The sequence below is a fragment of the Bradyrhizobium sp. CCGE-LA001 genome (assembly GCF_000296215.2).
Classification (GTDB): domain Bacteria; phylum Pseudomonadota; class Alphaproteobacteria; order Rhizobiales; family Xanthobacteraceae; genus Bradyrhizobium.
In genome coordinates this window covers 5,628,005-5,640,391 of the sequence record NZ_CP013949.1, presented here as the reverse complement: position 1 = coordinate 5,640,391, position 12,387 = coordinate 5,628,005, and the positions used below count along the sequence as shown (strand labels likewise).

The 12,387-nt window shown below is 57.9% G+C and carries 6 protein-coding genes; 3 read left to right on the top strand and 3 right to left on the bottom strand.

Annotated elements, in window-relative coordinates:
• Positions 1–6: 6 nt before the first annotated feature.
• Positions 7–939, bottom strand: coding sequence for a hypothetical protein (locus BCCGELA001_RS26375; protein WP_060737846.1), 933 nt, complete (start codon positions 937–939; stop codon positions 7–9).
• Positions 940–1,379: 440 nt separating this feature from the next.
• Here BCCGELA001_RS26375 and BCCGELA001_RS37370 point away from each other — a divergent pair, with 440 nt between their 5' ends.
• The 3 genes from BCCGELA001_RS37370 to BCCGELA001_RS26360 all read left to right on the top strand — a co-directional run bounded on the left by BCCGELA001_RS37370 (position 1,380) and on the right by BCCGELA001_RS26360 (position 4,483).
• Positions 1,380–1,595, top strand: coding sequence for a methyltransferase (locus BCCGELA001_RS37370; protein WP_144441773.1), 216 nt, complete (start codon positions 1,380–1,382; stop codon positions 1,593–1,595).
• A 2,067-nt stretch (positions 1,596–3,662) separates the two neighbouring features.
• Positions 3,663–4,118, top strand: coding sequence for an Hsp20 family protein (locus BCCGELA001_RS26365; RefSeq protein ID WP_008555893.1), 456 nt, complete (start codon positions 3,663–3,665; stop codon positions 4,116–4,118).
• Between the two features lie 83 nt (positions 4,119–4,201).
• A complete protein-coding gene (locus BCCGELA001_RS26360) occupies positions 4,202–4,483 on the top strand; it encodes a hypothetical protein (protein ID WP_335339425.1) in 282 nt (93 codons plus the stop codon).
• 1,263 nt (positions 4,484–5,746) lie between these two features.
• Here BCCGELA001_RS26360 and BCCGELA001_RS26350 read toward each other — a convergent pair.
• Complete coding sequence (locus BCCGELA001_RS26350; RefSeq protein ID WP_060736665.1) at positions 5,747–10,069, bottom strand: hypothetical protein; 4,323 nt, start codon at positions 10,067–10,069, stop codon at positions 5,747–5,749.
• A 268-nt stretch (positions 10,070–10,337) separates the two neighbouring features.
• Positions 10,338–11,741: a tyrosine-type recombinase/integrase gene (locus BCCGELA001_RS26345; RefSeq protein WP_060736664.1), complete on the bottom strand. Its 1,404-nt coding sequence runs from the start codon at positions 11,739–11,741 to the stop codon at positions 10,338–10,340.
• Between the last annotated feature and the right edge of the window lie 646 nt (positions 11,742–12,387).

The window sequence follows — 12,387 nt, the reverse complement described above, 5'->3', positions numbered from 1 at the left end:
TCCCCCTCAAGTAGCTCTGACGGAAACCGTCGGAGTCACAGCGCTTGCTCGACCACCGAAAAATGCGGCCAGCGCGCCCAGAAGGAGGGCAAGGGCACCGAACAATGCGCCCTGCGATACACGCTTCGCCGCGGTGTCGGCCGCCTGCTTTGCCTGCTCTTTGGTCTTCGCTACCGTCTCCTTGTACTGCTGCTGATACTGAGCGATCTGACCTTTTGCCTCGTCTTGAGAGATGTTCTGCGCCTTTGCCAAGGCGTCCGCCGCCTTATCATTCGCAGCAGCCTGTTGCGCAGGGTCGCCATTTAGTGCCGCTCGAATAGCTGTCATCGCGGCGTCACGAAGTGCTGCAGGATCCTGGCTCCCAGAAGCGCTTCGCACTTTGCTTTCGATGGCCGCCATCGGGTCGGAAACATTATTCAGGGAGGGAGCTGCGGTCTGAACTGCAGTCTGAAATGTTCCGCCAAGAGCCTTACCTGCTCCACCAAGAGCCGAGGACGCGGTGCTGACAGCGCCACCGATCATGCCCGAGGCCGCCGACGAGAGAAGATAGACCACAGTGAGTGTCGAGACCGCCCAAGATATCAGACCGTGATAAGCCGTCGTCGATTGCGATGCTTTGCCGGAAAGCCGGCCAGCAATGTACCCGCCGAGCGCAGCGGTGACTATTCCCGAGACGACAAACCAAATCCCAGCACCGACCGACATTGAGCCCGCGCTAGGCGCGTCGCCTTGAGCGATATCCATCGTCGATAGACCGACGCCCAGCCCGACCATATTGAGGATAATCTGCATGACCAGCCCGATTACGGCGCCTGCGAAAACAGCGCCCCAAGCGACCTGATTCAGCATGATCGTGCGTATGTCGTCGGCAGGAGCGACGGCACTCCTCTGCGGAGAAGATCGATGATTCTGGCGAGGCGCTTCGGTTGCGTAGGCCATGATGTCCATACCTAAGAAAGGAGGGGTTCGTGCGCTAAGCCGGCGTTCATCATCATGTTCCTAATTCGAGCCATGACATCTTGCCTAAGCGCCACACTCCTACTCTTGGCCTGTGCCGTCACCCATTTGCTTGCCGACGTGCATAGCGCTGCCTCTCAAGCGGAGGGTATCGTAATTACGAAGCAAAGTGTCTTGCCGTAACGGCTCTAGCAACACGAATGACGACCAACACTCTTACACATCCCGTTTTTTGCCGCGCCTTATGCGCGGCGTTATCAAATGATGTCCCTCAGCCTGACTTCGGCATTCCCTTTACCGCCCAACTCAACATCCCGCGGCGAAATTCGAAGCACACGCAGCCAGCGCGCCGGCTCCCATCCGCAGCGAGGTCAACCGGAGCCCATCTGCGTCGGTGAAGGAGAGTCGCCGCAAACAAGGGCCTGCGCGGAACGCTGTTCGATCAGCCGCACGTTGTTGGCAACGCGCTCGAAGTCCTTCACCAACATGGTATTGCGGACAGATGCGAAATCGTCGGAGGCAACTCGATAGAAACCATTTCGGAGGGGGCTGACCCTTATGTGTTGCGGCCGATTATCCACGATTGGACGATGAGGAAAAGATTTCATCCTAAAGACCTGCCGCCGCGCTATCATTGACGTGTGGTTGAGCCGTCGCACGAGGGGCCGATCTCCTAATACAGTGGCTGTCTGATTCACGCTGATGCGCGGACCGCTGGATGCGCGGCTGCGAGACGTAGCGCAACTTTTCGTAAACCCTCTCGGGCTATTATTCCCAGGTGTGGATCATGAGGACTCACCCGATTGGTTCTTGCCGGCTTTAAAGAGTGGCTACGCCCGCTTGGCCGCGATGGATGGTGGGCGGAAATCGCATGCCTGAACCCAGCCGCTCGCCGGCATCCGGTCGAGTAGAGAGATCGGCTCGCATTGACGTAGCACTCTCAGGTGACAACGCCGCCCCGCCCGTAACTGCCGGCGTCGATTACCGAACCGTCGATAGGCATCGCGAATGACAAGTGATCGATCAAGAGGAGGCTCGCTTACTCGCTCTCATCGACCAGGGTTCAACCGCTGATGAGATGGCGCTCACTTGGACTGTTCGCGCCAAGCAGTGTACGCTCGTCTGTTGCGGTTCCGCAGACAGCAAGGTCGAGTAAGCAGAACGAGCGGGATAGCCTTCGAAGAGTTGACGGCCCATTCTCCCGGCGCGCATGTCCCAACCTCGCCGAGCCTCGCCCATTCGGTTTTCGCGTCGACGGCGACACGGTGCGCTAATCAGGGGCAGATCTATTGGTTTGTTGGCTGCGAGTACTTTGATCCGCTCAGGCGGATCTTGATTCGAACGGCGAAGTGACCATGCGATACAAAATCTATTCTGAATTGAATGGACGTGCGGCCGTCGAGTATCGAGAGACAGCTCAGGGAGCAGTACTTCGAGCGAATTGGTTGATAGATTTGGGCGCCGCGGGTGTCATAATCTGGGATCGCCAAACGCTGGATCGAGTTTACACGCCTTGGCAATTTGACGAGCTATTGGAGCCAATCTATCACGGCGCGCGGCTAATCGCGCGGTAAGGGTCACCTCAACTAGAGCGCGACGCGAACAGCAAATCCTCCTCAAATCCCCAGCAATCCAGTGGACGTCACCCTCATCGGGTAAGTTTCGTTGTCAGATTTTTCATTTCTCAGAATGGAATGAAACTGCATCCCGCGGCGCCGGACATGGTTCGGATGACGTGCCGATCTGCTCCAGGGCGGACACGCAAACGGGCGGGTCGCCTGTTGCCTGATCGGCCGTAGGCGAGGGATCAGTTGGCTCCTCGTTTGCCCACATGCACTCGTGCCAGCTCTCGCACAGAGGGCGATTGGCCTCTCTGATAAACGCTTCGCCTTAGGCGCTGGCCGCTGGGGGCTGCGCCGCCAAGATGGTGGTCATGCGCTTGCCCTGCCAAGCTCCTTGCCCAAAGCCTTTCCGTCTCCACCGGAGAGCGGCGTCGGTGATGCTTCGAGCCATACGGGACGCGAACTGTCAATCAGACAGGCTCGAAGGACGGCCAGCAGCCATCCTCCTCATACCGGCCAGTCCGATTTAGGCAGGTGTTGTTCAGCAGCCGTTGGCCGACCTCCTTCCAGATGGCGTGCTGCCCGTACAGGCGGACGGCATCGGCCTTCTGGATCTCGACAATGCGCTCGCATCTGCGGCAGGAGACGCGGAGAACGTGCTCCGGGATCTCGCTGAGGCGGAGGCTCGGCCTCGAACGTCCGGCATCAGCAGTGTGGACATGGGCATCGTCGAGGAGGGCGCGCCAATATTCTTCGGGCATGTCGTCGGGTGCGAGCGGACCCTCCCTCGCGGGCGCTCTACTTATTGATGCGGCTAGCTTTTCCATCTGTTTTGGGCTGGGCATGCGCCAACTCGCGGGTCGATCGGTCATGATGGCAATTAGAACATAATGAGAACAAATGTCGAGTCGGACCGAGTGAGACTCGTCGGAAAAAAGGTTCGGCGAGCTGGAGAGCCGATTAACCATTGCGCTTCCGGGCGAAAAAATTTTGTCCACACGTCTTGAAACTGCTCCCTGGCTTCCAATTTCCTTCGGCGTCGTTGCAAGGCGATCGGGATGCCGTTTGGGTCCCGCGACTGAGACGGGCACCGGTCGTGTCCGGTGCCGCTCGTAACCATTTTGCTCCGTGGAGGATCTGGCTATGCGCACTGTTGATTTTTCGCCCCTCTTCCGGTCGGCCATCGGCTTTGACCGCGTCTTTGATCTCGCCGAAGCCGCCCAGCGTGCCGGCGAGGAGACCTATCCCCCGTACAACATCGAGCGTCTCGACGAACACCGCTTCCAAATCTCGGTCGCACTCGCCGGTTTTAGCCCTGACGAGCTCGCCCTGACGGTCGAGCAAAACGTCCTGACGCTGGAAGGACACAAGAGCGAGAAGGAGGGTAAGACTTTCTTGCATCGCGGCATCTCGACCCGCAATTTCAAGCGCCAGTTCACGCTCGCCGACCACGTTGAGGTCAAGGGCGCCAACTTCGAGAACGGCTTGCTCGTCATCAGCCTACAGCGCGAGATCCCCGAAGCGATGAAGCCGCGTCAGATTGCAATCAACGGCTCCGAGCCAAGGAACGTGACGCAAATCGATTCCAAGGCGGCCTAAGGCCATCCTGCAGAACAGCGTTCAAGCCGCGCGGGTCTTCCCGCGCGGCTAGCCCTCAACTCGTCTTGAAAATGGAGGAAGCTATGCGGCTGACGACCGCTCTTCACGACCACGCTGTCGATCTCAACGCTATCATGCATCCCGTTACAGTCACGGAGATGCTCGATGAGAACCTCGCCCGCATCCGTGTACACCGCGACAACATACGTCGCTACCGCAACCTGCTGGAGACCCAGCTGTCAGAACTAGAGCGGCAATTCATCGAGCGGCGCATATCGGAGGAGAAATCAGCTCTAGAAGCGTTGACATCGGAGGTCTTTCCCATCGCTCTCACCTTGCCCCTCAGCAGGAGGATCGCAGCATGAGCTTTGAGATCGATAAGGATTGCTACGCCGAGTACGACATCTTGTTGAAGCCACGCGGACGCGGTCGTTGGAAGTGGGCCGTGAGCAGCTCTACTGGCGAAGTTGTGATGTCCGGCTCAGAGTGCAGTCGCGCGGCCGCAAGGTACAAGGCGGAGCGCGCCCTGTTTCTGCTGCTAAGCGCGAGCGCATCGCACAAGGCACCGGTAGGTAAGCCCGCCCGATTGCCTAGGGCTTTCGATGTCTCTGACCGGAGCCAGCCCACGATCTAGACCGGGCACAAGCGATACATGGCCTGTAGTAGGCTTCCACTCAGAAAGATCGTTCGGCGCGCTAATCCGCCGCTTTGTGCGATCATCGACGCAGGGGTGGGATACATCAAAAATATCATGCGGCGTGAAGTGACGCAGATCCTGTGTGAGGGCAAGGTTGCCAAGACAATCGTGCAGGCAGATGCGCAGAAACCATCGATAATTACGTCCTGGGCTGAAGCGCGCAGTCGCTCATACCGATAGATCTATTTTCGAATCCTTCCACCCGGATCCTATGCGATCCGCACCGCGGTGTCGCATGCGTTAGATCCAACCAACATTAAGGTCGAGATCACCTGCACGGGGGTGATAATATTGGCTACCCTGGCCGTTCAGAAGCAATCACAGCACGGATAAGAGGGGGCAAGATCAAGAACATCATGAATTTCGCCTGTCAGCGAAATACCAACTATCTGGATCACTTACGGTCTGTATCACGAATGGATGGCACTGAAAACAATCGACGAAGCCGCCTGGATCTCGCGATTGGAGTTGCGGGTAGCCACGGATAACCAAACCTTCACAACGCCAGCAGAATATTGAAAAAAGGAGATCTACGTCGAACTTACGGCGGGCAACCGGGATGAGCTACTCAAGCTAGTGACCTCCCAAACGATACAAATCGAGTTCGGGCCGGCGCAAGAGCGGATATCAATTTATCAGGATGACAAGACTCCGGATGGAGGGAATCTCGATAGTTTCATCGGAGATCTTGCGGTCCTTGTATCCAAATCAATCGGTGGCGGGCCAGTGCGGTCTTTCGACAGGCGATCAATGCTGGACGTTTGCGCCAACTTTAAGAGAACCGGGAAGTATTAGGATGCCCGCGGCATCGCTTCTAGCTATTCAATAGCCGATAACGGTGAGCCCCTAAGGCATCTTGATTCGCGTGTGTGAATACAAGGCGTCCGCAACACTGACTGTGTTTTCATAGTCTTGCGTCATTCGCATTCCCTCATCCAAATCGTTTTGAAAGGTCGATGCCGACGACCGTGATGTCCTCTACACGGGGATGCTCGCCAGTAATCGAATTCCAGTGGTTCCGCAGTGACTGGAGCAACTCATCAAAATCTACCCGTTCTCCAGACGGAAGTTGCCACCGCCGACCTTTCGTGCGGTTTACCAGCAGGAAGATGCCGCGCGCTGAACGATTATCACGCAAGTAGTCGCCTGACAGCTGACCTTCCAATCGTTCAAATAACTGAGGCCCCGTCCAGCGTTCCGCCAATTTCAGTTCAGACGGCACCGAAGCGTCAAACCCAGCTCCATGAAACCGGACGTCTGGACGTTTAGAGTCGGCCAGTTCTTCCTCTTGCGTGATTGTGTATCTTCCTCGGGCTTTTTCGCGGAGTTCATGCGCAAGGTAGTTGCGCATCTCCGTTTCCTCCTCGACCCGCTGAAGAACCCTTGCTACGCTATCATCGCCATTCTCTAGGTCATCCTGAAGGTCTAAGAGACGCAGTACAGCTATGTCAGCAAGCTCGCGATGGTTCGTTGGCGTGCGATCCAGATGTTGATGGAAGTCGCGTACTTGTGTTGGCAACCACGGAGCCAGGTCTGCATCCTGTTCTGCCTTGCCGCGCGCGAAAGATGCGAGCCATGGTCGCGATTCTGCTTTTGGATGCTGCGTTGCAATTTCAGATAACGCGACAAACGCTTCTTTGCCCGGAATTTGTTTGAGCAGATTAAAGAGTGCGTTTCGCGCGTCTTGCGCGTTGTCTCGCAATCCCGGCGAGTAAACGCCGGTCCCTGACCGGTTGATATCCTCGTCTTCGCGCACATAGGTTTGCATCAACAAGAAAAGGTCCTTCAGATGCTTGGGTGTACCGAAGCCTTGACGCGGGCCGTTGGTCGTCGACCGTCTTCCACCTAGCAGTCTGGTCACTAAGTTCATTGCAAACTTTGTCTGATCTACTGAATCCGCCATAGTCGATAGGTGGGCGGTTATATGCGGGATGGCTTGCTCTGGGTCCACGCCCGCCCAAACCGCGAACCATGTCGCGGTTTCTTCAGCAGTTACTGAGCATAGGACCTTGCATCGGGCGAGCGTTGCTAGGTCCTCATCTGAGATCGAGCTACTCCCCTGGACAATGGTCAAGAGCCTTCCCAAATTGAACTTATTCGCAACATTGGTCGTTTGCAGTAGATCCAGCATCGCAGGAGCAATTCGGTGCCAGGCCCATTGCCCAGACGAACTGAGGTCGCTCAGTAGGTAGTTGGAGTCTTCGTCGGGCTTCTCGGATGAGAGTTCACTCCTGATTTCGCTGAGAAGAAACTCGCTCACGATATCCGGATAGATCGCGAACAGCTTGGGAAACCAAGGAGGGAAGCCGTTCAACTCATGGGAGGCATAGCGGCAAGCGAGCAGCACTTCCTCCTTTGACAGACTGGACGGCCAATTGGGGGTTTCGGCCGCTTCGATGTCGAGGCCGGCGAGGCCGAATATGACAAAAATCGGCGTGGAATTCGTCGGAGCTCCCTCAGAGCGGAGTATCGGCCGGTACTTGCGCCAATAATTTGTAACGCCTTCGCGGTACGCCTGCGCCACCTCTTCACCGAAGTCAGGGACCAGTTCTCGCCAAAGCCCCACTGTCCATCGATTGGCCCTTTCGGCCTTCTCGCGGAGGCGCTCGTGCAGGTGCCATTGGGCGCTTGAGATGGCAGTCGGATCTTTCAGCTCGGGCGCGCGAACAAGCTCAATATTTGCGAGGATAAAATCCTTGGACTTTTTGCGGTTGTCGCGCTCCCGCTTCTCCCTCGCGGCCGCGCGTTTCTTCCACTTCTTCTCTTCCCGCTCATGCTCGGTTACCGGCGGATTGAGTAAATTTTCGAGTCGCTCTTCCAGTACGGCGTTGCCATTTACGAGCTCGCGAAGCCGATCCAGCCACGCGGGCGGGCGATTACCTTTGGCGTAAATATCGAATGCAAGGGTCAGGGCGACCTGCTTGTCGTCTTCATGATTTGATGCGCGAATCGCGTCTGCCGCGTAGGCGAAGTCTTCGACGCCGAAGTCCCAATAACCGAGCCCAGACGCCTGCCAAAAACTTATCAATCGATGCTTTTGCTTGACGTAGAACGCGCTTTTGCGCGTCGCTTGTACATCGTACCAAAACGCTGCACGATTAAGCTCGGCCCAAGCAGGCACCAACTTGCCGAACTCGGCTTTTACATCTCGAACGTCGTCATCCCAGTTTTTGGCGGCTTTGAGCTTATGAAGGATGCCGAGAGCAGGCTCCTGAATGGCCTCAGGTCGCCGCGCTCGGATGAGTCTCTCCACTGCGATTGAAGCAGGAGTAATTAGCCAAGACTTGCTTTTCGAGACGTCGCAGAAGCCCCTTTCGATGAAAGACGGCTCTTCCAACAAATGGCTCAGCCCCTCCGCGAGTTTCGGCAACAGCTCTATTGGTGTTGCTTTCATAAAGGTCGCTACCCCGTCCGTCAGTGAATCGACCGTAAATCGCTTCTTCGGCGCCGCTCTAGCCAACGCCTCAAGAAGCCACGCTGTTATTTCCGGTGTCGGGGCAGATGCAGTGACGATCTCGCTCAGCCAGTCGCGATTTAACACGACTGCTTCGCTCGCGAACCTCTTACGCAGGTCATCGAGATCTTCGGTCGTACCAACGGCGCGAAGAGCTCGTATGGCGGCCTCGCGTGCATATTTAGGAGTGGTGGAGGACAGCGCCAAAGCCTTCGCTTCACCCTTGAGCGCAAAGAGGCGTCCCAACCAAACCATCCTCATGAGGAAGCTGACCAGCTCCGCATTTGATGCGTACGCCTTGAGCATGGTGCGGATGTCGTCCGCCAAGTCTGGGTTGGCGAAGCGCTGAACCGCGGCATAGTCGAGTGCACTCTGGCCGGACTTTCCGGATGCGAGCTCCTGGCAAACCTCAGCTAGTGTTGTTTTACGCGTCGCGAGCGGCAGGGCGCTAGGGTCGCCACCTTCAAACAGCACCTCCGGCGCTATTCGGAGAATGCGGCCGCGGATGCGGTCGTCAAGAATGGCAAGCCATGGGAGCACGGGACGCATCGTGGGTACGACGACTTCCACGCCGTACTGAACACGAAAAAGGAGTGCTTCGACCTCCCGCCGTGACGACGATCGCTCCAGCAGTTGAGCCAGCCATTCCGCAGCTAAGAATTCGCGAACGGAGCGATGATGGAACCTGACGGTGCCGTAGATGGCCTCATCAAATATCGGACGAGAAAGGAGCGTCTGCTGGTCGCGATCGTTCCAGTCCGACAGGACCATCCGCACGGGAATGCCCTTCTTGTTATGGGAGCCATCCGGCACTTGGATCGTCGGCTCCTTCCCCAATATTGATGCCGCTGCGAGCAACCGTGCGCCTTCCCGAGCACGTTGGGCCGGAAGTGGCTGTGCCTCGCGATGATTTTGATCGCGCTCCTCCAGGCGGCGTTGAACGCTGTTCTGCATCAGTTCGAGCCGCGTACCGATGCGGTTTGCCTTCTTCCAAAAATCAAGAAGCTCTTCCAAGTCTTGTGGCCTGGTCGTGAACGTTTCGGCATCTGCCCGTTCGATCTCTTCGAGAAATGCTGCTGTATTCGTCACGCCTCGCGCCTGCGAGAATACTTCTATTTGTGATTTGGAGAGGTCATCGAGAGTGACAATTCGAAAGGCTGATGGCGTCTCTTTTTCCCGTGAACACTCGGTATCGAACGACGCAGCGTCGAGAGCGTCTTCTAGGGCGTCCTCGTCCGGAAGTTCGGGCGGGACGAGCTTGGTAGTGTCCGGAGCGAATGGGAGATGGCGCTGACAGAGTTCGAGATCAGTCCTAGCGCGCCAAGCACTCGTGCGACCAGTGAGAACGATGTGCACGCGGTCGGCCGCCGCCTGGATGCGGCGGCCAAGTTTGCGGATGGCTCGTTCGAAATCACCGGGATTGCGGAGCCGCGCCTCGTCTACGGAGTCGAGAAGCAGCCAACCTTCATCGGTTGACGCGAGCCACTCCGTGAATTCTTCGAAAGTGCCGACCTCGAATGCATCTTCAAAATCGTCGGGAATATGTTCAAGGCGCATGAAGAACGCCTTTTTCTCTTCGCCACGGAGGCCTTTTGCCGCCTCGCGTATTTCCTCTGTCTTGCCAGTGCCCGCTTCGGACAAAATGATCGTTCGATAGCCCATGAGGAGGTCGGCCCAATGCAAACGCGGGCCAACGAAGAAGGCTTGGTTGAGCTGGAAACTATCGCTATCGCGCGCATACTTGGCGAGTTCGTGGAAAGACCGTTCCAACTGGATGAAGTGATTTGAAGCTTTGCCCATGGCCCGACTCTACCAGAACGGGAGGGCTGCTCGATATCGCACCTACCATCGCCTGTGGACAGCTGCGATGACTCAGACAGCGGTCTAGGCGATTGTCGCACTTTAGCTCCGTAAGACTACGGTCCAGGCGCGGATGCTCTTGGGGACACAAATGAGGACACTGCGCCAGCACCCGATTGAATTCTCTTGAGTTTTCCGCTGGCGGCTTCCCTGCGCAGGGAAAAGCGAGGTCTGCCCGGGCGAGGCACCTGCAGGCTGCCACAGTTGGTCAGGCCGCGGTCTGCAGTCTCCTCTCGGTGGCCGTTGGTACTGGCGTGCCGATGATCCTCCTCAACTCGGCCGCGACGCCATCGAGCACCGCGCGCTTCTCCTTCATCCGCCTGGAGTGATTGTAGACCTTGCCGGTCACAGTCGGTACGATCACGTCACCCTTCTTGCTCACGGCATGATCGAGGCACTTCGCGATCCATGCGTCATCGAAACCGAGATCGCCGGCCAGGGTCGCCGCCGTCCTGCGCAGATCGTGCGGCGTGAACCGCTTGAGGCCGAGCAGCTCGCAGAGCCCGGCAGTCTTGGTCTTGTCCTTGTTCTTCTCGTGCTTGGTGCCACGCAGGGCATCGGCCATAGCCTTGCGGTGGATCGGTTGGCCCTTGTAGATCGGGCTCTCGAACACATACTCCTGATCGTCCGAGGTCAGTGCCTCCTTGATGATCTCAACCGCCAGATTGGACAGCGGCTGCTGGATGACCCTCCGCTTCTTGACGCGCTTGAGGGGCACGTCAAAACGCGGATGCTCGCCGTCGAGATCGAACAGTTCATCCCGGCGGGCGCTGAGCAGTTCACGAGAGCGGAGCATGGTGACGAGCTCGAACTTGAGCGCCAGCCGCGTCCGCCGATCATAGGGGAGGTCGTTGCAGTCCAGCCCATGCCAGAAGATCCTGATCTCGTCCTCGGAGAGGACGCGGGTGCGGGGATGTTCGGGGTCGAGCTTCGGCAGGTTGACGCAGGGGCTTGCCGTCACGTAGTCGCGGCCGGCCTCGGCTGCCCAGTTGAACAGGCCCGAGGCTGCCTTGCGCATATGACGCGCGTTGCTGACGGAGGGCTTGCCGAACTTGCCGGCGACGATGTCATTCGTGAGCGTGGCGATGTCGTGTTTGGTGACCTCCATGGCCAGCTTCTTGCCGAGGCGCGGGCGGAGGAAACGGTTGAGGTGGCTCGCCGTGTTTTCCCAGCTTTCCAGCCGGGGCCGCATCTCGCCGTCCGGCTTCTTGACCGGCGTCTTCATCCATTTGATGCGTTCGTCGATGGTCTCGGCGACGGTCTTGCCGCGCTTGGCTTTCGCGGTCTTCTGGTCGCGGAAGGTCTCGGCGAGAGCGTTGCCGCCCATGGCCTTGAGGCCGTAGACCTTGCTGCGGGCGTCCTCGACCGTGAAGGTCTCGGGATTGTAGACGCCCAGCCAGCCGGTGCGCTGCTTACCCGTCTGCCGGTCGGTGAACTTGAACGAGAAGGTCGCGACGCCTGCCGTGGTGATGCTGACGTAGAGGCCCGGGCACTTCCGGTCGTAGATCTTCGTCCGCTTGGTGACCCGCTTCTCGCACAGGCGGTCAGTCAGGATAACGCTGCTATTACATCCCCGCTTGCCGGCGGGGGAGGGGGTAATGCTACTATTCATGTGGTTTCGGCTCCTAAGGCTTGGGACCAAAGGGCTCGGCGTTGGGGCTTTCAGTTTGTCGTGCGGACACTGAAAGCCTTAGGGCCGGGCCCTTATTTTGATGAAGCCCGCTGAAACAGCCCGCATCAGGGTAATCAAAAAGTGCTTGTTCTAAAGGGTTTTCTTAGTTTCGGCGTGTTTCACCGAGTGCCAAAATATAGACGTGTGGTCCTGGCCGTCGTTGCTACGGTCAAGCTCTTGCGGATGCGGCATCTGCGTCAACCGGCGCAGGGCTGGTGAATTCTGTAAGGGCGAGGGAGGCCAAAGGGAATTCGGCTCCCGGGAGAGCACGGCATAAGCCGTCCGACCATCGCGCAGGGAAGGCCGAGTGTTAGGCTTCACCTGTATGCTGCTGTGCGGTCTCCTTTGCGCATTATTCGCGCAGCAGACCGCGGGTGCGAGTCGGCACCCGGCCTTCCCTGCGCCCTCTTGGCTTTAGAGGGTGGAGCGATCACGCAAAGCTCGGGTGAAACATGCCGCGAGGCTGTGGAGGCGTGTCTGTAGCCACGCACTCGGTGTCATCGTCCGGCTTGACCGGACGATCCAGTATTTCAGAGACGCTTGTGGTCGAGCCGAGAAGCCGCGGCGTACTGGATTCCCCGCTTTC

What these genes read in the sequence shown, in the direction of transcription:
- BCCGELA001_RS26375 (WP_060737846.1), bottom strand. Translation starts at nt 939, where the DNA reads ATGGCCTACGCAACCGAAGCGCCTCGCCAGAATCATCGATCTTCTCCG.
- BCCGELA001_RS26365 (WP_008555893.1), top strand. Translation starts at nt 3,663, where the DNA reads ATGCGCACTGTTGATTTTTCGCCCCTCTTCCGGTCGGCCATCGGCTTT.
- BCCGELA001_RS26360 (WP_335339425.1), top strand. Translation starts at nt 4,202, where the DNA reads ATGCGGCTGACGACCGCTCTTCACGACCACGCTGTCGATCTCAACGCT.
- BCCGELA001_RS26350 (WP_060736665.1), bottom strand. Translation starts at nt 10,069, where the DNA reads ATGGGCAAAGCTTCAAATCACTTCATCCAGTTGGAACGGTCTTTCCAC.
- BCCGELA001_RS26345 (WP_060736664.1), bottom strand. Translation starts at nt 11,741, where the DNA reads ATGAATAGTAGCATTACCCCCTCCCCCGCCGGCAAGCGGGGATGTAAT.